The sequence below is a fragment of the Metabacillus sp. YM-086 genome (assembly GCF_048059995.1).
GTDB lineage: Bacteria > Bacillota > Bacilli > Bacillales > Bacillaceae > Metabacillus > Metabacillus litoralis_B.
Window position 1 is genome coordinate 15,235 of sequence record NZ_JBLUOI010000015.1, and the last position, 18,841, is coordinate 34,075.

The 18,841-nt window shown below is 35.0% G+C and carries 31 protein-coding genes and 1 riboswitch; of the genes, 25 read left to right on the top strand and 6 right to left on the bottom strand.

From position 1 onward, the window contains the following. Nucleotides 1–13: 13 nt before the first annotated feature. Together ACEWK1_RS08940 and ACEWK1_RS08945 are read left to right on the top strand one after the other, a co-directional pair. Nucleotides 14–325 (top strand): DUF3892 domain-containing protein, encoded by a 312-nt coding sequence (locus ACEWK1_RS08940; protein ID WP_212134051.1) that lies wholly within the window; start codon nt 14–16, stop codon nt 323–325. A gap of 153 nt (nt 326–478) precedes the next feature. Continuing rightward, entirely contained in the window at nt 479–607 is a 129-nt protein-coding gene (locus ACEWK1_RS08945; protein WP_121662299.1) for a YjcZ family sporulation protein, read from the top strand. 104 nt (nt 608–711) lie between these two features. Here the strand turns inward: ACEWK1_RS08945 and ACEWK1_RS08950 are convergent, their stop codons facing one another. Continuing rightward, the gene (locus tag ACEWK1_RS08950) at nt 712–933 is read right to left on the bottom strand and encodes a hypothetical protein (RefSeq protein ID WP_121662298.1); all 222 of its coding nucleotides are present in this window, start codon (nt 931–933) and stop codon (nt 712–714) included. A gap of 172 nt (nt 934–1,105) precedes the next feature. On the opposite strand from ACEWK1_RS08950, the gene ACEWK1_RS08955 reads away from it, so the two are divergent. After that, complete coding sequence (locus ACEWK1_RS08955; protein WP_121662297.1) at nt 1,106–1,324, top strand: spore germination protein; 219 nt, start codon at nt 1,106–1,108, stop codon at nt 1,322–1,324. Nucleotides 1,325–1,409: 85 nt separating this feature from the next. Here the strand turns inward: ACEWK1_RS08955 and ACEWK1_RS08960 are convergent, their stop codons facing one another. Together ACEWK1_RS08960 and ACEWK1_RS08965 are read right to left on the bottom strand one after the other, a co-directional pair. Further along, nucleotides 1,410–2,258 carry an alpha/beta fold hydrolase gene (locus tag ACEWK1_RS08960; RefSeq protein WP_121662296.1) on the bottom strand — a complete coding sequence of 283 codons (849 nt, stop codon included), beginning with the start codon at nt 2,256–2,258 and terminating at the stop codon, nt 1,410–1,412. Nucleotides 2,259–2,360: 102 nt separating this feature from the next. Beyond that, nucleotides 2,361–2,801 (bottom strand): DUF2512 family protein, encoded by a 441-nt coding sequence (locus ACEWK1_RS08965; protein WP_121662295.1) that lies wholly within the window; start codon nt 2,799–2,801, stop codon nt 2,361–2,363. Nucleotides 2,802–2,956: 155 nt separating this feature from the next. Between ACEWK1_RS08965 and ACEWK1_RS08970 the strand changes: the two genes are divergently transcribed. From ACEWK1_RS08970 to ACEWK1_RS09005, 8 genes are all read left to right on the top strand, one after another. Then, nucleotides 2,957–3,160, top strand: a complete 204-nt coding sequence (locus tag ACEWK1_RS08970) for a hypothetical protein (protein WP_212134050.1) — start codon at nt 2,957–2,959, stop codon at nt 3,158–3,160. A gap of 13 nt (nt 3,161–3,173) precedes the next feature. After that, nucleotides 3,174–3,473, top strand: coding sequence for a spore coat protein (locus ACEWK1_RS08975; protein WP_121662293.1), 300 nt, complete (start codon nt 3,174–3,176; stop codon nt 3,471–3,473). A gap of 198 nt (nt 3,474–3,671) precedes the next feature. Then, nucleotides 3,672–3,836, top strand: coding sequence for a hypothetical protein (locus ACEWK1_RS08980; RefSeq protein ID WP_162987381.1), 165 nt, complete (start codon nt 3,672–3,674; stop codon nt 3,834–3,836). 27 nt (nt 3,837–3,863) lie between these two features. After that, nucleotides 3,864–4,085, top strand: coding sequence for a YozQ family protein (locus ACEWK1_RS08985; protein WP_121662292.1), 222 nt, complete (start codon nt 3,864–3,866; stop codon nt 4,083–4,085). A gap of 122 nt (nt 4,086–4,207) precedes the next feature. Continuing rightward, a complete protein-coding gene (locus tag ACEWK1_RS08990) occupies nt 4,208–5,206 on the top strand; it encodes a DUF3231 family protein (RefSeq protein WP_212134049.1) in 999 nt (332 codons plus the stop codon). 58 nt (nt 5,207–5,264) lie between these two features. Beyond that, the gene (locus tag ACEWK1_RS08995; protein ID WP_121662290.1) at nt 5,265–5,705 is read left to right on the top strand and encodes a hypothetical protein; all 441 of its coding nucleotides are present in this window, start codon (nt 5,265–5,267) and stop codon (nt 5,703–5,705) included. A 127-nt stretch (nt 5,706–5,832) separates the two neighbouring features. Beyond that, on the top strand, nt 5,833–6,267 hold the full coding sequence (locus ACEWK1_RS09000) for an Hsp20/alpha crystallin family protein (RefSeq protein WP_212134048.1): 435 nt from the start codon (nt 5,833–5,835) through the stop codon (nt 6,265–6,267). 17 nt (nt 6,268–6,284) lie between these two features. Next, entirely contained in the window at nt 6,285–6,497 is a 213-nt protein-coding gene (locus ACEWK1_RS09005; protein ID WP_212134047.1) for a hypothetical protein, read from the top strand. A 36-nt stretch (nt 6,498–6,533) separates the two neighbouring features. Here ACEWK1_RS09005 and ACEWK1_RS09010 read toward each other — a convergent pair whose 3' ends face one another. Together ACEWK1_RS09010 and ACEWK1_RS09015 are read right to left on the bottom strand one after the other, a co-directional pair. Next, nucleotides 6,534–6,758, bottom strand: coding sequence for a hypothetical protein (locus tag ACEWK1_RS09010; RefSeq protein WP_121662287.1), 225 nt, complete (start codon nt 6,756–6,758; stop codon nt 6,534–6,536). Between the two features lie 10 nt (nt 6,759–6,768). Continuing rightward, nucleotides 6,769–7,014 carry a hypothetical protein gene (locus ACEWK1_RS09015; protein WP_121662286.1) on the bottom strand — a complete coding sequence of 82 codons (246 nt, stop codon included), beginning with the start codon at nt 7,012–7,014 and terminating at the stop codon, nt 6,769–6,771. An 83-nt stretch (nt 7,015–7,097) separates the two neighbouring features. On the opposite strand from ACEWK1_RS09015, the gene ACEWK1_RS09020 reads away from it, so the two are divergent. The 5 genes from ACEWK1_RS09020 to ACEWK1_RS09040 all read left to right on the top strand — a co-directional run bounded on the left by ACEWK1_RS09020 (nt 7,098) and on the right by ACEWK1_RS09040 (nt 8,997). Continuing rightward, complete coding sequence (locus ACEWK1_RS09020) at nt 7,098–7,445, top strand: hypothetical protein (protein ID WP_212134046.1); 348 nt, start codon at nt 7,098–7,100, stop codon at nt 7,443–7,445. A 1-nt stretch (nt 7,446) separates the two neighbouring features. Continuing rightward, on the top strand, nt 7,447–7,674 hold the full coding sequence (locus ACEWK1_RS09025) for a hypothetical protein (protein ID WP_121662284.1): 228 nt from the start codon (nt 7,447–7,449) through the stop codon (nt 7,672–7,674). 29 nt (nt 7,675–7,703) lie between these two features. Continuing rightward, entirely contained in the window at nt 7,704–8,525 is an 822-nt protein-coding gene (locus tag ACEWK1_RS09030; protein ID WP_212134045.1) for an SPL family radical SAM protein, read from the top strand. Between the two features lie 70 nt (nt 8,526–8,595). After that, complete coding sequence (locus ACEWK1_RS09035) at nt 8,596–8,787, top strand: hypothetical protein (RefSeq protein WP_121662282.1); 192 nt, start codon at nt 8,596–8,598, stop codon at nt 8,785–8,787. Nucleotides 8,788–8,799: 12 nt separating this feature from the next. After that, on the top strand, nt 8,800–8,997 hold the full coding sequence (locus ACEWK1_RS09040) for a hypothetical protein (protein ID WP_121662281.1): 198 nt from the start codon (nt 8,800–8,802) through the stop codon (nt 8,995–8,997). 66 nt (nt 8,998–9,063) lie between these two features. On the opposite strand, the gene ACEWK1_RS09045 is transcribed toward ACEWK1_RS09040, so the two are convergent. After that, complete coding sequence (locus tag ACEWK1_RS09045; RefSeq protein ID WP_212134044.1) at nt 9,064–10,293, bottom strand: sensor histidine kinase; 1,230 nt, start codon at nt 10,291–10,293, stop codon at nt 9,064–9,066. A 232-nt stretch (nt 10,294–10,525) separates the two neighbouring features. Between ACEWK1_RS09045 and ACEWK1_RS09050 the strand changes: the two genes are divergently transcribed. The 9 genes from ACEWK1_RS09050 (at nt 10,526) to ACEWK1_RS09090 (ending at nt 18,449) form a co-directional block, all read left to right on the top strand. Further along, complete coding sequence (locus tag ACEWK1_RS09050; RefSeq protein WP_121662279.1) at nt 10,526–11,443, top strand: manganese catalase family protein; 918 nt, start codon at nt 10,526–10,528, stop codon at nt 11,441–11,443. A gap of 55 nt (nt 11,444–11,498) precedes the next feature. After that, nucleotides 11,499–11,666, top strand: a complete 168-nt coding sequence (locus ACEWK1_RS09055) for a hypothetical protein (protein ID WP_212134042.1) — start codon at nt 11,499–11,501, stop codon at nt 11,664–11,666. A gap of 97 nt (nt 11,667–11,763) precedes the next feature. After that, entirely contained in the window at nt 11,764–12,609 is an 846-nt protein-coding gene (locus ACEWK1_RS09060; RefSeq protein ID WP_212134040.1) for a gamma-glutamylcyclotransferase, read from the top strand. A 256-nt stretch (nt 12,610–12,865) separates the two neighbouring features. Beyond that, entirely contained in the window at nt 12,866–13,972 is a 1,107-nt protein-coding gene (locus ACEWK1_RS09065; RefSeq protein ID WP_121662277.1) for an HD-GYP domain-containing protein, read from the top strand. A gap of 122 nt (nt 13,973–14,094) precedes the next feature. Next, nucleotides 14,095–14,217 carry a hypothetical protein gene (locus tag ACEWK1_RS09070; RefSeq protein WP_269671078.1) on the top strand — a complete coding sequence of 41 codons (123 nt, stop codon included), beginning with the start codon at nt 14,095–14,097 and terminating at the stop codon, nt 14,215–14,217. 1,193 nt (nt 14,218–15,410) lie between these two features. Beyond that, a complete protein-coding gene (locus ACEWK1_RS09075; RefSeq protein WP_212134038.1) occupies nt 15,411–15,965 on the top strand; it encodes a GNAT family N-acetyltransferase in 555 nt (184 codons plus the stop codon). A gap of 109 nt (nt 15,966–16,074) precedes the next feature. Next, a complete protein-coding gene (locus ACEWK1_RS09080; protein ID WP_232273357.1) occupies nt 16,075–16,269 on the top strand; it encodes a hypothetical protein in 195 nt (64 codons plus the stop codon). 356 nt (nt 16,270–16,625) lie between these two features. Beyond that, nucleotides 16,626–17,453 carry a pentapeptide repeat-containing protein gene (locus ACEWK1_RS09085; protein WP_232273358.1) on the top strand — a complete coding sequence of 276 codons (828 nt, stop codon included), beginning with the start codon at nt 16,626–16,628 and terminating at the stop codon, nt 17,451–17,453. Between the two features lie 123 nt (nt 17,454–17,576). Further along, complete coding sequence (locus ACEWK1_RS09090; RefSeq protein ID WP_212134037.1) at nt 17,577–18,449, top strand: SDR family NAD(P)-dependent oxidoreductase; 873 nt, start codon at nt 17,577–17,579, stop codon at nt 18,447–18,449. Nucleotides 18,450–18,678: 229 nt separating this feature from the next. After that, nucleotides 18,679–18,757, top strand: a riboswitch (ZMP/ZTP riboswitch). Nucleotides 18,758–18,841: the final 84 nt, after the last annotated feature.

Genomic DNA, 18,841 nt, shown 5'->3' on the forward strand with positions numbered 1-18,841 from the left:
AGGTGATAATGTGATGGATCGTTTCGAACAAGTGTTTAATCAATACAAAAATCAAGCAGATCTAGAGGAAACGAATGTTGAAATATCAAATGATATGAAGATGAATCAAGAGAAAATCATTGCAGTAAGAAAAAACGATGATGGCGATTTAATTGCATTTCAAACAGAATCGGGTAGACAGTTAGACTATATGCAAGCACTTTCAGAGGCAAAAGGCGGTAAGCTAGCACATGTTGATGTTTTTCATAAGTATGGGCGTGACATTCTTCGTAGCGAGCCTGATGGTGATAAAAGTAATAACTTAGATTCTTTACCAGAATTTTAGAGGTTAACAGTCCATTTTATGGGCTGTTTTTTATTGAATTTATAAGTCATATTAGGTATATATCTATTACGTAAATAAGCCTTCTAACATATGTATAAGTAAAACAGTATCTACAAAAAGATATGGTTTAGTAAATGAAAAGGAGGAAATGACATGGGCTTTGGTTGTAACTATGGATGTGGATATGGATATGCACCAGTTGCATCTCCAGGAGTAAATCCATTTGTGTTGATTGTTGTTTTATTTATTCTTCTTATCATTGTAGGAGCAGCTTGGTGCTAAGAAGTAGAAAAAAGGTTGCCCTGGCAACCTTTTTTATTATTTCGGCAAATATAAGGAAAATTACGCTGACACCAAAGGGACTAGGCAATAAGCCAAGTTTTCTTTTATTCAAGAATCATTCCTTTTTGATAACCCCTCATAAAGCCTGATAAAACCTCTTCTACTGAGTCATTTGCTTCAGGAATTTGTACAATTACCTCATTGCGACTTTCTACACTTGTGATTTGAATCGTTTCCATTCTGTTTATATCAAGTTGTACTTTGAGATCTTCTGCAACTTGGTTTGCTTGAAATTCATCTTGTATTAAGTAACGAACATTTTTCAATGATATACCCTCCATTTTTGCGGAATTTGCTTCACCTTATGCTTTGTGTAAAGTAACCATTTCATGTATGAAAAACTTCGTCTATCTTTTCATTGAATAGGGACGTGTCCACAACATTATACATAAACACCATACAATAGCGTAAAAGCTTTAATGAGAGGAGGCTAGCTAAATGCCATGTATTATTAAAAATTTAAAAATTGATAGTGTTAGTGGTGGAGTGATTAATTTTGGTGATTCGTATTGCATTTCACCTAAAAGCATCGAAAAAGCCATAACAGGATCAGGTGGTGGGGGAGTTGGGGACTTTCAATTAGTTATGAATGGTCAGAGTATAACAAATGGTGTTGATCCTGAAGTTTTAGATCAAAATTTACTTGGTAATAATTAAATTCATCATAATAGACCAGAGAGATCCAAGAGTTTCTCTTAATCCAACTCCTGAATCAAGTGGTCCACGTTTTACTCACTTTATGCTAGGCTTCTAACTCTCTAGGATACCCTAAGGAAGCACGTGAAAGATGCAGCAATAGTTCCTTTGAAACAATACTAGGTTGGTCAATCATTGAATAGTGACTGGCATTTGGGATAAGTTTAAATGTTGAATTTGGAACAGTTTTGTGTAGTAAGAATCCCCAGTATGGTACCAAATATCGGTCATGTTGTCCCCATAAAAATGTAGCAGGACATTTAATATGTGGTAAATAAGGAACAAGATTTTCTGTTTGATGATGGTCTAATGCAAGTGAAGCTTGTTGAAGCTCTGTTGGTCCAGTTGGTGTATCAAACGGAAGAATAAACATTTTAAGTAATTCCGGAGTTAACATAGAAGGATAATAAACGCCTTCTCTTAACATTCTTTCAATAAATAATGGTGAAGGGAAAAACTCTTCAGCAACAGGATAACGAATGGATACTACTTTTGGAAGAGGCCAATTTGAGAAGCAGACGCCATCAATGACAACAATACTTTTTACGCGCTCAGGATGAGTGACAGCCAAGATTTGAACAATTCCTCCTCCAAGATCATGGCCAACAAAGTGTGCTGAGGGAATATGCAGTTGATCAAGCGCACGAAGAATATAAGTAGCCTGTTTTGGAAGAGTTAGGTCTTCATAAGGTCCACGATCTGATTTCCCATAGCCTATAAGTTCAACAGCGAGTACGGAGTAATTTTTCTTTAAATAGGGAATAACGCGATCCCATAAATGAGAATTAGTTGGAATTCCATGTATAAGTACAACTACTTCTTTACAGTTTTCGTGATGATAATGACGAACGTTCATCTGATACTTTCCTACATTTATCCGGTTTTCTGCAAACATTTAGTAAATCCCCCTAACGTTCATGCTTCATTGTAATGTATGCAGAACTGAAATTGTGTTGCCTGTATATGATGCAAAAAACCTAATCATTTCGATTAGGTTTTAATCTTCCTTTAATTTTTGATAATCTGGGGAAATTTCTTCTGATACTTCAGTATTGTAACGTAGATTTCCTATGTTCACACGGCTTTCTTTTTCATATAGAACGTTTTTTCTCATATATCGATGGAAGACGCTCTCAAATAAAGCAACTCCAATTGCTGTGATAAGTGATGCAATAAACACATTAGTCGCATAGGTCGTGATTGTCGCTAGGTAAAACCATGTAAGTAACATTGCAATGGCAAAATCAGAAATTGTTGCTGTGAAGTTTGAAGTTCTCGGTAAAAGCATTAAATCTCCTAATATATAAGATACCAAGCCTAAAATTAGGGTAAGTCCTAATATAACTGAAAAGGAATATTGAAATAGCAAGCCAAGCACCACAAAAAGTAAAAGAAATGACACAACAGATTTTATCGCCAGAGCTTTTAAATGGTTCACTTATTTTTTCCTCCAATCTTTGCCCTCTTAATATCATCAATATTGATATCCCTTATGTTAGAAATTGCATCCAAATTCACATCATTATGGATAATAATAAAAATAAAGATAAATACTAACGTAAGAGAAGGACTTTAAAGTAGGAGTGACTATACATGAAACAGCTAACAATGAAGGAATTATCTTTTATAGAAGATGAAATTAGAGCGGAAGAAATTACAGCAAAAACAATGAACTGGTGTGCTTCTCTTTGTGAAGATGAAAACTTAAAAAAGTCATTAGAGCAAATGGCAGAGCAACATCAGCTAAAAGTTGCAGACTTATCACAGCACTTTAATCAATCAAAAATGATGCAATAAAGGAGATTTTACAATGCCTAACAATATAGAAGGACGAGGATTAACGGATCGTGAAATGGTACAACTTTGTTTGGAGCTAGAAAAAGGAAGATGCCGAAGCTTAAGCAGTACGATGTTGGAAACTACTCATAAGGAACTTCGGGATATCTATACCGAATGTTTTGATACTGCATCCAAAAATCATTATGAGTTATATCAGTTAATGGATGAAAAAGGATGGTATAAAACAGAACTTGCAACTGTTGATCAAATTAAGAACGTTCAGGAATATATGCAAAATAATTTACATCCTGATGATCAGTTTAAGTCATAGGAAGTTTGATTTACATATACAAAAAAAGAGCAGTTCTGCTCTTTTTTTGATGTTTAAGCCATCAATTTAACATTGAGACGTATATGAAAAATAGGTAGTTTAATTTTGTACATGGATTTTTTTGCATTGGACATAATGAGTTTTGAAGGTCTTATAGAAAGTGTTTCTTAAAAGAGCTAAGAGGAAAAGGAGATCATCATGAAAGAAAACAATAAACAGTTTCAACAAGATGCCGATCAATACAAAATGCCGCAAGCATTACAAGAACAACAAGACGTTACCTATAATGTTGGCTATGAAGCATCAACAGGAAACCAAACAAATCCAAATCATGATATATCAAAAAAAGAAAATCGCTCATAAAGATTTATAATGAAGGAGTGTTTAGGAATGACGGTTAATAAAGCAAACGAAAACACTAAAGATCTTGCAGGGAAGATTTATGATGTGAAAGACTATCAAGCAACTGATACATTATCTGCTGGAATAGCGACAACTCATGAACAAGCTTCTGATGCATATATGGAAGGTGAAATACACCCTGTTATTGATGATGTAAACGGTAAAGATGTTGAAGTGAAAAGAGAAGGTTACGAAAAAGAATCACGATAAGAACAAAGGTAAGCCATTTTTTATGGCTTACCTTTTTACATATTTCACTTTTTCTGCAAAGTAAATACTTTTTACATGGCTGGTTAAACTACGAATAGTTATTAGAAACGGAGGTTTTTAGAATGGAGTCACATCATTTGCGGTTAACAGCTTCTGAAATTGGAGGACTTTGGACTAACTATGTATCATATAGTATGTTTGTTTGTGTGTATAAATATTTTTTAGCTCATGTCGAGGATCATGAAATAAAAACTGTTTTAGAACATGCATTAGATTTAGCTCAACAGCATATTGAAGTTGTAACGAAGATCTTTAAGGAAGAGGAACATGCATTACCTGAAGGATTTACTGAAAAAGATGTTGATATAAAAGCACCGAAATTGTTTATAGATGAATTTCTCCTTTTTTATACGAAACAAATGACAAAGGGAGCACTTGTAACTTATAGTACCTTACTTCCACATACATTTCGAAATGATATAAGAGAACATTTTATGTCTTGTATCTCCTCAACAATGGAATTATTCAATGATGTAACAAAAATTATGTTGTCTAAAGGATTACAAGTGAGAACACCTTACATACCTTACTTAAAAGAAGTAGACATGGTTGAAAAGCAACACTTTTTAGCTGGTTGGATTGGTGAACAAAGACCTTTAACGGCGATGGAGATTACAAATTTTCATGCAAATTTACAAACAAATTTCCTTGGAGGCACTTTAGTAACAGCATTCGGACAGGTTGCTCGGACTGAAGATGTGCGAAGGTATATGAGGGAAGGAAAAAAATTAGCAAATAAACATACAGAAATTATGAGTAAATATTTAAAACATGATGATCTTCCTGCTCCAACTCCATGGGATGCTTATGTGCTAGTGACAAAAGAACCTCCTTTTTCAGATAAATTGATGATGTTTCAAGTATCTATGATGTCTGCTGCGGGTATGGGGAATTATGGAACAGCTATAGCAGGAAGTCCGAGACGTGATATTGCTGCAGAATATTCCAAGTTATTAGGAGAGGTTGGTTTATTTGCAGAGAATGGGGCAAGCTTACTGATTAAACATAAGTGGATGGAGCGTCCACCACATGCAGTTGATCGGAATGAATTGATGAAATAGTTAGGTGTGAGGTGTTCTTAGTTTTCTAATTGAAAATGTTGAGAAGGGTTAGACGTGTGTGAATAAAATAGAAGCAATTTTTTGGAGTGTTGCATTGCCTGGATTAGGGCAACTACTTAATAAGAAATATATTAAAGGCATTACCCTTGTTGCGTTAGAAATCATTATTAATGTTCAAGCAAATTTTAATACGATTATCATAAATAGTTTTCACGGAGAAATTGAAAAAGCGATCTATAATACAAATTATCAATGGCTTATGTTTTACCCTTGTTTGTATTTCTTCAGTATTTGGGATGCTTACAAAGATGCTGCTGGTGAACAAGGGAAATACTCTTTTTTACCTTTTGTGTTCGCAGGCTATTTTGTTACAGTTGGACTGATTTATTCATCTAAGTTTAAAATTTTCGGAATAATATTTGGTCCGGTTTGGCTACCCATTTTAGCTGTTATTCCGGGATTAATAGTTGGGTTTCTGTTAAAAAGGCTGTTAAGATAAATTTTAAAAAAGAGGCCCTAGGCTTCTTTTTTGTGACTTCTCTTATAAATGAAAAATAACTGATATGCTCACATAAATATCAATTATCATCATAAACATGATGATAAAAGGTAAAAGAGGGAATTGAATGAAAAAACACAACAAAAATTTTAATACCTTTCAAGAAGCACAGAAAGTATTAGGGGAAGATTTTTGGGATGTCCTTTCGGATGCATACCCTTTAATTGGACCTCGAGCAGATATCCTTCAGTCTGAGGTAGAAATGGTTATTATTATGGATATACCAGGAATAAAAACGCATCAAGATATAAAAATTTTCCTGCAAGACCCATACCTAGTCATTCAAGGTGAGATTCCAAATATTGAAGTTCCACACTATGAGTATCTCCAACAAGAAAGGTTTTATGGATCTTTTAGAAAGAAGATTAAAATGCCTTCTAATGCTATATATCAGCAATTAAAAGCTTCTTACCGTCAAGGTATTCTTCAAATCAATATTCCAACTTCAGGTCGTACCTCATCAGAAGATGTTACTGTTCCAATTGAGTTTTTCAATGAATAACTAGGGGTGACAATTCAGTGGTAAATATAAAAATAGGTGAACTTAAGATTCAAGAGGTAGGATCAACTTCAGGTGTTTTTTCGGGAAAAAACCTACAGAAGGACTTTTCGCACTATAGTAAAGAAACGGCGGGGTTTGGCACTGTTGACGGTAATTTTAACAAAGTGGGTAAAAACATAGGTATGTCAAAGCATGATCAAATAATTGATCAAGGTTTTGTTACTGAATAGTACTAATTGATTTATACAATTAATACTATTCAGCATTTATCTTCTGTTAATAGGTGTATCGATCACATCGTCATCTTTAAACAAAATGAAATTTTCAGAAGCTTTATTAAAATTGCCATAAATTGAACCAAATCCATTTTTTCGGTCTGAGGAAGAAGTCCAATTTAATTGTGTATTTGTACCAACAAATATTCCTGAGTTCGTATCAATTACATATACTTTAATCGCATCAAATTGTACAAATGGACTAGAATAGCTCATAAAAGTTCACCTACACTTGCATTCCTGGTGCCGGAATCACTTCATTTGCCATAATAGGCGTGTCAATTGCATCATTATCTAAAATTACATTATAGTTCGCAGGAAATGTATTAAAAGCTCCTAAAATTAAACCAATCGAAAAGATATTTTTATTATGTGAATCCCAACCGTTCGCATTATTTTGGCCGATAAACAAACCAGCGTTTGTTTCTTGTGCGTTAATAGCAATTGTATTAAAGATGATTGAATTTGGCATGTTACCCCTCCATCCTTATGGTATATAACAACCTATGTAAATACAGAATAAATCGTTACAAAATACGAATTGAGTTGAAGGAAATGAGCAAAATAGATGATTTGTTAAAAAATATAGAGGAAATAAATAGCAAATTAACGCGAATTGAATCTCTTTTGCAAAATAAGGGAAATACAATTAATATTGAGACTCTTACAATGAACGAACCAACATTAAATGAGTTAGTGTTTAATATTGATGCTGTTGATGTAAAAGAAAACAGTGGCTCTCTTAATATTGGCACAACCTTCAATCCAACAGTTGTTAACGAGAAAGAAAAGCAAAAAAAGAAAGAGGAAGAAAAACATAAAGAGGAAAAAGAAAAGGAAAATGAAATTACTATTTTCGTAAATGGGGAGCACAGGAATTATTCTATCGAAAGAGGTGTCTAGCATGAAGTTTCCCGCGCCAATTATGAATATTCGCAACTTAAATATCGGAACAGTGGAAGGTGCCTCATGTGTGAATATAGGAAACAATTTTCCGAATAACTTTACAAGTCATAAAAAACAAGTTCAAGGCTTTGGATCTATTTCAGGTGATTATAATAATATTCAAGATATCATTTCACAAGGACTAACGAAAAGCCAATTTGAAATGATTAATCAAGCAAAAGGATAAACCCTAGACTATAAAAGCTGTGGTGAAATATGAAACCAATCATTGATTATAAAATACCTAAAAAAATTTTGACTCCCACAAGCGGTTTCTTATATGGATATACTCATTCATTGAATCCTTATGCCGGCTGCTCATTTGGTTGTTCTTATTGCTATGTTAGGCAAAGTCCGGTAGGGTTGTTTCGGAAGCAGGAGTGGGGGTCATGGGTTGATGTGAAACAAGATTCTCACGAGAAACTCTCTCGTGAAATGATGAATTTAAGAAAAAGAGACAAGCCTGTAACAATATTCATGTCTTCAAGTACTGATCCCTATCAGCCTGTTGAATATAAAGAACAAATAACAAGGGGGTTACTTGAGGCTATGGCTGAAAACCCACCAGACTTTTTATTTGTACAAACAAGAAGTCCATTAGTAACCAGAGATATAGATTTGTTTCACAAACTGCAGGAGAAGCTAAGGATTAGTATAACAGTGGAAACAGACGATGATGATGTTCGCAAGCGCTTCACTCCGCAGGCACCACCAATACAAGCAAGATTAAAAGCTATTTCAAAGCTTAAAGAGGCTAATTTGCCTGTTCAAGTAGCAGTTGCACCAGTACTACCATTTACAAATGAATTTCCAAAAATTCTTTCAAACTTAGTAAGTCGAATTGTTATTGATGATTACTCAGGTGATGGGAGTCAAGGTAAAAGAAGTGAGAGATTGAATGTAAGAGAATTGTACAAAACTGAAGAATTAGATACTTGGTACGGAAAATATACCTATCAAGTTGCAGTAGAAAAGTTAAAGCAATCACTTTCTTCAGATCAAATATTGATTAGCCAAGAAGGCTTCATGCCATATTAATGACGAATAGAAACCCTCTTGTTAGATAAACTATGACAAGATGAAATTTCATAGAAAGAGGGGACAAGCTTTGCGAGCTGTTCGCAGAAATGAAAAACAAATCGAAACAATCTATTGGTTTTCAATTATTGGCTTTTTATTTAGTGTTATCTATACCATTGTGGTTATGACAAAAGGAGCTCAAGTAATCGATAAAATTGATTATATTTATAACCGCAACCAAAGAGAATCAGAAAGAAAATGGAGAATGACTTTAAAATAGGAGTGGTGCAAAATGAATCAAGAAAAACAACTTGCAGATGAATTAAGTAAAATGATTGAAGAAGATCAAATTCCTTTATCTATTACAGAAGATATCCATGAAATTAGTGGAAGTTTACGATCGGGTAATATGAGTTTAAATGACTTAAAAGGAAAAGATGCATTTATAGAAAAGGCTATAAATGAGGCTAAAAGTCGTTTACATATGTGAGGAATAACGAATGTAGTCAATGACAGGTTAGGCGTAGTATTACAATTTACATGACTACGCCACTGTCTATCTAGGTACAGCAATCGGAAATTTTATCGTAAACTTTGTTCCAACCCCTTGCTTGCTTTCAATTGAAATGCTTCCCTTCATCCCCTTTATAATACTAAACACGACCATCATGCCTAGTCCTGTTCCTTTTTCCTTTGTTGAAAAATAAGGTTCCCCAATCCGATTGATTTGCTCTTGTGACATGCCAATTCCGGTGTCAGATATCTCAATTAAAACGTGTTTATTTAAGATCGATGTATATATTTTTAATGTTCCACCATCTGGCATAGCTTCTATACAGTTTTTGGTGATGTTTAAAAAACATTGCTGAAATTGTTGCTTGTTGCCCTGTATAACACATGTTACAAGATCTGATTCGATTACTACAGAGTTCATATTCGCATAAGAGGAGATAATGTCTTCAATATATTTAAGGTGAATACCTATATCAAGCAACTCCCAATAGGCAGGTGCCGGCTTTGCAAATGTTAAATAATCATTAATAATGTTTGAAGCAGTGTCAAGCTCATCAATTGCAAGCTTAATATACTCATCTCTTTTCTCTTTCTCAATAGTGTCACTTTCTAACACAAGTTGTAAAAATCCTCTTGTAACAGTCAAGGGGTTACGCACTTCATGAGAAACACTAGCAGCAAGTTGACTAACTACTTCAGATTTTTCAGTTTTAATAATTTTTTGCCTTAGAGAGATTGTTTCTCGAATGCTTTCAAATATATAACCAACAACAAATATAGCGACTGTTGGTGAGAATAACATCATAATTGTATGAATTGAGATTATTTCTTCTTTATTTGTGAACACAAATAAAAAAATGGTAAAAACGAAAGTAACATAAACCATCGTCTCAAGCTTCTTTGAAATGTTTGAATTCAAGAAAGTGGAAGACATGAAACCACACACTAACCCTAATACCCCATACATAATTAAAAAGGAAAAGTATGTGTCGGTTACACCATAAAAGAAGGTAAATACGATAACAATGACAATAAATAAAATGGTCGAAGTAACAATTCCGCCATAAAGCCCTCCGATTATATAAGGAATAAGCTTTAAATCCTCAACAAATGAACTTTCTAAGGGAAAAGGAATACAAAGGGTAATTGTTATGGCAGAAGCCATACCAATGACAACTTTATTTTGGTGATGACCTGTTTTTTCTGACCAAAGATGCTGAAGGAAGATTCCAACCAAAATAAAAAGTAAATTCAATAAAAATTCATTTAGCATATTACAACCTTGCTTTCATCTTTAATTTCAAACCTAAGCAATGTTTGTATTCGGCTAAATAAATATAAAATCCTCTTATTTCTATAAAAATTAACAAACTTTACATAGAGAAAATTGTAATTGATTAAGTTAATGAAGTATTGGTTACATTTGGGCGTTATATCTTTTCTTACTATCCCCACACTAGTAGTGTAAGTTAATTTAACGATACTTTCTTAAAGGGAGAGATTTTATGTTTTATCATGTAAAGGAACTGCAATATAACGCAAAGCCAAGTCAACCAGACCCGGTATATGCAAAAAAATTACAAGAAATCCTTGGTGGACAATATGGGGAAATGTCAGTTATGATGCAGTACCTTTTCCAAGGCTGGAACTGTCGTGCTGAAGGAAAATACCGTGATATGATTTTGGATATTGCAACAGAAGAAATTGCCCATGTAGAAATGATCGCCACAATGATTGCCCAACTACTTGACGGTGCACCAGTACAAGACCAAGAGCAGGGGGCAAAAGATCCTGCAGTTGAAGCTGTTTTAGGCGGAATGAACCCTCAACACGCTATTGTAAACGGACTTGGGGCACAACCAAATGACAGTGTAGGCTTCCCTTGGACAGCACGCTATACAATTGCAAGTGGAAACTTATTAGCAGACTTCAGGGCTAATTTAAATGCGGAATCACAAGGTAGACTTCAGGTTTGTCGTTTATACGAAATGACAACAGATCCTGGAGTAAGAGATATGTTATCATTCTTGATTGCGCGTGATACAATGCACCAAAACCAATGGATGGCAGCAATTGAAGAAATTGAACAAACACAAGGTGCGATTGTACCAAGTAACTTTAACCAAGAGTATGAGAAACAAGAGGTATCTTACTCATTTATGAACTTCTCTGAAGGAGAAGACAGCAGCACTGGTAACTGGGCACATGGACCAACACTAGATGGACAAGCGAATTTTGAATATATCCAACACCCAGAGCCAATGGGACAAAAACCACAATTACAACCAGGCCCAGCCTATATGCATGGAACAAATCCTAAAGATATGCGTATCCAGCAAGGGATGGGAAAATTAGAACCGAATCAATCAGCAAATAACAATGTCTTTTCAAAATCACAGCAACCACAAAACCAAAACTTCTAAAATAATGAACCCAAAGCATCTACCATGTTGGTAGGTGCTTTGGAGTTAGAAAGGAATGAAAACTTTGGAAAAGGATCATTTTGGTAAAAACTTAAGTATAGATGGTAAAAGAAAAGAGGAGCACTTAGAAATAAGCTCTACAGGTTATGGATTAGAATCTGTAACTTCATCTGATCCAACTAAATTAAATGAAAAGCAACAGTCAACGTGTGGAGGATTATAACAGGTTGAACTCTTGAAAAGAAGAATGGTCCTCCTCACTCTGAAGATTCATGATACCATTGGTATTAAGAATGGTATATAGAGGAGGACATTTTTCCATGGAAAAGACATATAAGGTTTTTGTGTATGGTACACTCCGTGAACATGAATTCAATCATCATTTGCTAAATGGAGCAGTGTGTCTTGCGAAGCAATGCTGGACTTATGGAATTCTTTTTGATACAGGTTTAGGTTATCCAGCGATGATTACAGATAAGGTAAAAAGAATATACGGAGAGTTATATCAAGTAAATGAAACTATATTAGAAAAGCTAGACTGGTTAGAGGGCTACAAAAAAGAAGGGATCAATAACGAATACGAACGAATAACTCAAACCATTTTTACTGATCATCACTCAGAACAAGCCCATGTATATTGTTACATACATAAAAAAGTAGAAAATCTGCCTATGATTAAAGGTGGTGACTGGAAATGTCACCTATATACAAATAAATCTAAATTACTTTATTTTGCTTATGGTTCATGTATGGATAATGAGAGATTCAAGCTAGGGAAAGTAGAGCACTTGTTTGAAAACATCGTAGGCTGTGGTCATGCCACAAATTTTTCTTTAGCCTTTACGGTTCATTTTCATGACGGAAGTCGCGCGGATATGATAGAAGCAGATGATCTTGTAGAAGGAAAAGTATATGAAATAAATCAGGAAGCCTTGCATTATTTGTATGAACGAGAAGGAGTATTAGCTAACATTTACCGCCCTGCATTTATAAATGTAGTGATAAATGGTGTCATACATAAAAATGTCCTTACATTTCTTGTTAAGAATAAGAAGGAAGAAGTTGCACCACCTGAACATTATTCAAATGAAATACTAAGAGGTGCGAAGGGATTAGTGAGTAGTGGTTATTATCGTAAGTTGCAAAATAAACTATTAACTTTATAGTAGGAATGACATATTGATATTTTAATATAGTAATTTATAACTGCAAACTTTATCATTTTATTTCCTGAATATGATGATCACGAACTTTCATTGAAATATAAAGAAAAATTGACTATAATCGACAGTAAGAGACATTAAGTATGACATGAAAAAGACATCAAGAAAAGAATTAATGTGCTGGTTAACCGAACACATAGTGAAGACGCATTAATCTTAACTTTTTCAAGGATTACATGTGAGACAGGAGCAAGAAAGAATGCGTTTAGTTAGATTAGAGCGATGCTCATCGGGAATAAAGCTAGGAAGATCTATTTATAGTGAAAATGGCAAAATTCTACTAACAAAAGGAACGGAACTTACTGATAGCTTTATTAACAGACTTAAAAATCTTAATATTAATACAGTATACATAGAAGATACAGCATCAGAAGGTATCGATATTATTGAATCTATACCTGTTGAATTATTAAATGAAGCAACGAATGTTATTACAGATGGATTAAATACAATTGCAGATATAAATATTACGAAACCTACCGTCAAGGGTATGATGGAAACGGAAAAAACAATTAGAAATTTTCAACGTATATTCAAGGATATTTTAACGATCTTAACCGAAAACCCAACTGTCCTAAATCTGCTTGCTACCACAAAAATACATGAAAGTCATGTGTATACCCATAGCTTGAACGTAACAATCTATTCGTGTCAGCTTGCAATAAAAAACGGTCTTCAAACAAAAGAAATTGAAGAAATTGGCTTAGGAGCATTATTACATGACCTTGGAAAAATCTTCGTAAAGCCTGAAGTGCTAAACAAGCCTGGTCGATTAACACAAGAAGAATTTGAACAAATGAAATCACATTCACAACTAGGTTTTGATATTTTAAGAAAAGTACATGAAGTACCTTATGTTGTTGCGCATTGTGCTCTTCAGCATCATGAAAGAATTGATGGAGCGGGTTATCCAAGGGGACTGAAAGGAAACGAAATTCATCACTATGCAAAAATTTTAAGTGTGGCTGATGTGTTCGACGCGGTAACAAGTCACAGAGTCTATCGCCCAGCTATGCTTCCACACCAGGGAATGGAGCTTTTGTATTCGGGAAGTGGCACGCAATTTGATACAGATCAATTGAAGTTATTTAAAGACTGCATTGCGATCTATCCACAAGGACTAACTGTTAAATTAAATGACGGAAGAACAGGAATTGTCACTAAATACAATTTCCATTCAGTAGGACGGCCGGAAATCCGGATCATTCGTGACGAAGAAGACCAGGAAGTAGCACCATACGAAATTGATTTATCATCTTCAGGAAACCTTACGCTGGAAATTGTAGAAGCTGATGCATTGTTATAAATTATAGAGTAGATGACCCATGCACTTGAAATTGGTGCTGGGTTATTTTGTGTTGAGCGGTGTTTTCCTGTCGGGATAAGAACGAAGGTGTAACAGCATAATGTGTCTCGATAGAGGGAGAATTGGGACAGAGACTGGTAGAAGCAAGCATGAAGTGTCTCGAAACATGGGGAATCGGGACAGAAACTGGTGGAAGCAAGTATGATGTGTCTCGATACATGGGGAATCGGGACGGAAGCTGGTAGAAGCAAGTATGATGTGTCTCGATATAAGGAGAATCGGGACAAAAAACGTGAGAGGCAAGCAAGATGTGTCTCGATAGAAGGAGAATCGGGACAGAAAACGTGAGAAGCAAGCATAATGTGTCTCGATAGAGGGAGAATCGGGACAGAAACTGGTAGAAGCAAGCATGATGAGTCTCGATAGAGGGAGAATCGGGACAGAAACTGGTAGAAACAAGCATGATATGTCTCGATAGAAGGAGAATCGGGACAGAAAACGTGAGAGGCAAGCAAGAAGTGTCTCGATAGGCGGAGAATCGGGACAGAAACTGGTAGAAGCAAGCAAGAAGTGTCTCGATAGAGGGAGAATCGGGACAGAAACTGGTAGAAGCAAGCATGAAGTGTCTCGATACATGGGGAATCGGGACAGAAAACGTGAGAGGCAAGCATGAAGTGTCTCGATATAAGGAGAATCGGGACAGAAACTGGTGGAAGCAAGTATGAAGTGTCTCGATACATGGGGAATCGGGACAGAAACTGGTAGAAGCAAGCAAGAAATGTCTCGATACATGGGGAATTGGGACGGAAACTGGTAGAAGCAAGTATGAAGTGTCTCGATAGAGGGAGAAACAGGACAGAACCTGGTTGAAACAAGTATGAAGTGTCTCGATACATGGGGAATCGGGACAGAAAACGTGAGAGGCACGCATGATGTGTCTCGATATAAGGAGAATCAGGACAGAAACTGGTAGAAGCAAGTATGAAGTGTCTCGATAGAGGGAGAAACAGGACAGAACCTGTTTGAAACAAGTATGATGTGTCTCGATACATGGGGAATCGGGACAGAAAACGTGAGAGGCAAGCATGAAGTGTCTCGATACATGAGGAATCGGGACAGAAACTGGTAGAAACAAGCATAATATGGGTATTTCGGGCATATGTGGGAATTGTATGCGATGTGGACATGGCTGCCTACATTCTTAGCTGCTAGTTTTTACAACTAATCACCTGAGGTTTCACATTGGATTATCGCCTTTTCCTCATTGCTTTCAAGTAGAATTGCAGGAGGGATTGGATGTGTGGTAGGGGGCATTGCTCGATAAATTATGGGGTGGGAGTGGGTTTTCATACTATTAGCGATTGGACCAGTTCTTGGAATCGTAACTATTGATCAAGTTTAAATTTTATGAGTTAACAGCAATTGGAGGGAAATAAAAATGAAGATAAAGCAACAAGAATTTGAACAAAATCAATTGAAGTATATGATAAGATCTGCAGAAGAAAACGATGCATTCGTCTTATCAGAACTGAGAGTTAGGATTGATGGTGAAACGGAAAATCTAGACAGAGAACCCGGTGAAGCATATATAGATGAAGCTGGTTTTAACCAGTTAATAAAAGAAGATACTGAAAAGCAATGCAACCTTTTTTTGGTCGTTGAAGTAAATAATAAAATTGTAGGTTTTTCACGATGTGAGGGAAGTGGGTTGAAAAGATTAGCTCATAAAGTGGAATTTGGAATTTGTGTGTTAAAGGAATTTTGGGGATATGGTATTGGAAGAAATCTTTTAGGTGAATCTCTAAAATGGGCTGATTCTACTGGTATCAAGAAAGTAACGCTTAGTGTTTTAGAAACCAATGTTACCGCAATTGAGCTTTACAAAAAATTCGGTTTTGAAGTAGAAGGCATACTAAAAAATGATAAGTTGCTATCTGATGGACAATATTATCATACTATGATTATGGGAAGACTATATAAAAAAATAAAATGAGTTTCAAAAGGATTTTTTGTTTGGTAATTGAATGGGTAACTTTAGGATTTGGAAAATATTACAATAAATGTTATAATGGAAAAAGCTCTAAATGGTAGGAGGTTTTCCAATGCAGATGGGGGCATTTACTGTTTATCTTATATTAATCGCAGCCATTGTCATTGATTTCTTTTGGCTTGATGTTGAACAAAAGAGATGGGGCTGGATGAAAAATTGGTCCAGGTTACATAAGGGGTTATTTTTCTCTGGATTTATTGCCTTAACTGCATGTATTTATATTGGCCTAAGCTTGAATTATATGTAAAGAAAGCTCTCAATTTGATAGCTTTCTTTTTTAGGTTAAGGAGGAACAATGGATATTTTTCTAAAAATTCTAGTCTATGTTGTATTTATTTTAGGATCGCTATATTTTTTCTTTGGTAGAATCAGCTCTGAAAGTAAGGAAAAAAGAAAGCATATTAGATTCATAATGTTAGTAAGTATTGTTCCATTAAGCTATTACTATTGGTTCAAGTATTAAAGTTAAGAAGGCATTTATCCTTAAGGCTGAAACATTTTTATTTACAAGTTAGTGATAATCTATACCTGCAATTGTTATTATATGGTATTATTGCAAGGTAATTTTAGATATAATGAGGTTTTTTAAAGGAAGTGTAATTCTTGTCTACGAAACTACTAATTAGTGAAAAATATAGCGCTGATTGTGTAAATTGTTTTGGGCTTTGTTGTGTGGCCTTACCTTATGCAAAATCAGCAGACTTTGCTAAAGATAAAGCTAGTGGATCGCCATGTGAAAATCTTCAAGAAGATTATCGCTGTAAAATTCATAAAAACTTACGAAATACAGGATATCGCGGGTGTACAGTTTATGAATGCTTTGGGGCAGGACAGAAGGTTTCCCAAATGACATATAAAGGGAAAGATTGGCGTGAACACCCAGCAATAGCGAAAGAAATGTACGATGTGTTTCCAATTATGCAGCAGCTTCATGAAATGCTTTGTTATTTAACAGAAGCATTACAGCGAGCAGAAGCTAAACCTATTTATAAAAATCTAAGAGATATGATTGAGAAAACGGAGGCTCTCACTGCTCAAAATCCTAAGTCTATACTCGAGTTGAATCTCCATGTCCATAGAGCTGGTGTGAGTGAGTTACTACAAAAAGTAAGTGAGCTAGTCCGTTCACAAGCAAACAAAGCTCAAAAAAGACATGAAAAAAGAAGTGATTTTATAGGTGCGAAGTTAAGAACAGCTAACCTAAAAGGAGCAAATTTAAGAGGAGCACTGCTTATTGCAGCTGATTTAAGAGAAGCTGATATGAGAGTAACTGACCTTCTTGGTGCAGATTTACGTGATGCAAACTTAAGTGGAGCAAATTTAACGGGATGTATTTTTCTAACACAAGCTCAAATAAATTCCGCTAATGGAAATCGTGATACGAGGTTACCACTTGGTTTAAAAACACCAGATCATTGGCTGGTGAAATAGTAAAGTATTCCCCATCTATAATTAATAATAATATTATGTTAACTAATTGTCAATTATGTTATTTTGCAATAATGAAGATGTGATTTTATTAAAGAAGTTTTGCCAAGTAAAAGGAGTGAACGTATGGCCAGCAAAACATGCTTAATAACTGGTGGAAATTCGGGTATTGGAAAAGCTGCAGCCATTCAACTAGCAAAACATGGGGTGAAAATTATTATCGGTTGCAGAGATGAAAAAAGAGGTTTGGCTGCATTAAAAGAAATAAAGGAGAAAAGTAACAGCAATTCTGCGGAATTATTACTACTAGATATGAGTTCTCAACGTTGTATTAGATCTGCAGTAAATGAATTAATATCTAATCACAGCCTCATCGACGTTCTTATTCACAATGCAGCTGATTTTGATATAAGTAGAAAAGCACCTCAATATTCAGATGAAAACATCGAAACTGTTTGGGCAACAAACCACGTTGGACCTGTTTTGTTGACAGAACTATTACTAGATAAACTAAAACAAAGTGAACAAGGTCGAATTATTACAATTGCTTCACAAGGTTTAGTTTTACACCCGTTTTTAAAAATCAATTATGCTAATCCTGAATTTACCAACGAGAATTTTCGAGTTGAAACAGCGTATTATCAATCAAAACTTGCTCAAGTGATGTACACATATTGGCTTTCCGATAAGTTGAAAAACACAAAAATTACAGTGAATTGTATAAGAGTAACCAATGTGAAAATTGATATTGAACGTTATCCAAACTTATCTCAACTTATGAAGTTTATGTATTCAATAAAAAGTAAGTTTTCCCTCTCTCCCGATGAAATGGCTCAAACATACTTATATTTAGCAACATCACCTGAGTTACAATCAGTTACCGGAAAGTACTTTGACGAAAAAAATAGACTAGTAACTTCATCAAAGTTCAGCAAAGATAAACATCAGATTGAGAAATTGATGGAGGTAACCGCAAAGTATATTTTTACTGACTCATAATCTTCATAATCTTTACTAGATGTTAAAAAGATTGGAGAAATAAGTCAGTATTTGCGCTTCCCCAGGAAATGATGCAATATAAAAAAGGTAGAAACTAGAGGTAGTATTTTGTAAACGTTTAATTATTGAGTATAAAATGACAGGGATTAGTACTCAAAAGTTTAAACAAGAATATTCTTAAAATTAATGTTGAAGTTCACGCGAATTGTGTTAAAATGTATTTAATTCAAAGGCTATGTGTAACTGGCGAAACGCGGATAACCGTGAGGGAGCACATAGTGTCGAAGCCGTTCGCCTGGGCAAAGGTAAGGGAAATCTCCCCTTGCCTTTTTCTGTTTAATAGGAGAGGATAATTCGAGTAAACTATGTTATAATTCCATTATTCTATTAAA

Coding starts and splice junctions, on each gene's coding strand:
- ACEWK1_RS08940 (WP_212134051.1), top strand. CDS start 14: ATGGATCGTTTCGAACAAGTGTTTAATCAATACAAAAATCAAGCAGAT.
- ACEWK1_RS08945 (WP_121662299.1), top strand. CDS start 479: ATGGGCTTTGGTTGTAACTATGGATGTGGATATGGATATGCACCAGTT.
- ACEWK1_RS08955 (WP_121662297.1), top strand. CDS start 1,106: ATGCCATGTATTATTAAAAATTTAAAAATTGATAGTGTTAGTGGTGGA.
- ACEWK1_RS08960 (WP_121662296.1), bottom strand. CDS start 2,258: ATGTTTGCAGAAAACCGGATAAATGTAGGAAAGTATCAGATGAACGTT.
- ACEWK1_RS08970 (WP_212134050.1), top strand. CDS start 2,957: ATGAAACAGCTAACAATGAAGGAATTATCTTTTATAGAAGATGAAATT.
- ACEWK1_RS08975 (WP_121662293.1), top strand. CDS start 3,174: ATGCCTAACAATATAGAAGGACGAGGATTAACGGATCGTGAAATGGTA.
- ACEWK1_RS08980 (WP_162987381.1), top strand. CDS start 3,672: ATGAAAGAAAACAATAAACAGTTTCAACAAGATGCCGATCAATACAAA.
- ACEWK1_RS08985 (WP_121662292.1), top strand. CDS start 3,864: ATGACGGTTAATAAAGCAAACGAAAACACTAAAGATCTTGCAGGGAAG.
- ACEWK1_RS08990 (WP_212134049.1), top strand. CDS start 4,208: ATGGAGTCACATCATTTGCGGTTAACAGCTTCTGAAATTGGAGGACTT.
- ACEWK1_RS09000 (WP_212134048.1), top strand. CDS start 5,833: ATGAAAAAACACAACAAAAATTTTAATACCTTTCAAGAAGCACAGAAA.
- ACEWK1_RS09010 (WP_121662287.1), bottom strand. CDS start 6,758: ATGAGCTATTCTAGTCCATTTGTACAATTTGATGCGATTAAAGTATAT.
- ACEWK1_RS09015 (WP_121662286.1), bottom strand. CDS start 7,014: ATGCCAAATTCAATCATCTTTAATACAATTGCTATTAACGCACAAGAA.
- ACEWK1_RS09020 (WP_212134046.1), top strand. CDS start 7,098: ATGAGCAAAATAGATGATTTGTTAAAAAATATAGAGGAAATAAATAGC.
- ACEWK1_RS09025 (WP_121662284.1), top strand. CDS start 7,447: ATGAAGTTTCCCGCGCCAATTATGAATATTCGCAACTTAAATATCGGA.
- ACEWK1_RS09030 (WP_212134045.1), top strand. CDS start 7,704: ATGAAACCAATCATTGATTATAAAATACCTAAAAAAATTTTGACTCCC.
- ACEWK1_RS09040 (WP_121662281.1), top strand. CDS start 8,800: ATGAATCAAGAAAAACAACTTGCAGATGAATTAAGTAAAATGATTGAA.
- ACEWK1_RS09045 (WP_212134044.1), bottom strand. CDS start 10,293: ATGCTAAATGAATTTTTATTGAATTTACTTTTTATTTTGGTTGGAATC.
- ACEWK1_RS09050 (WP_121662279.1), top strand. CDS start 10,526: ATGTTTTATCATGTAAAGGAACTGCAATATAACGCAAAGCCAAGTCAA.
- ACEWK1_RS09055 (WP_212134042.1), top strand. CDS start 11,499: ATGAAAACTTTGGAAAAGGATCATTTTGGTAAAAACTTAAGTATAGAT.
- ACEWK1_RS09060 (WP_212134040.1), top strand. CDS start 11,764: ATGGAAAAGACATATAAGGTTTTTGTGTATGGTACACTCCGTGAACAT.
- ACEWK1_RS09065 (WP_121662277.1), top strand. CDS start 12,866: ATGCGTTTAGTTAGATTAGAGCGATGCTCATCGGGAATAAAGCTAGGA.
- ACEWK1_RS09075 (WP_212134038.1), top strand. CDS start 15,411: ATGAAGATAAAGCAACAAGAATTTGAACAAAATCAATTGAAGTATATG.
- ACEWK1_RS09080 (WP_232273357.1), top strand. CDS start 16,075: ATGCAGATGGGGGCATTTACTGTTTATCTTATATTAATCGCAGCCATT.
- ACEWK1_RS09090 (WP_212134037.1), top strand. CDS start 17,577: ATGGCCAGCAAAACATGCTTAATAACTGGTGGAAATTCGGGTATTGGA.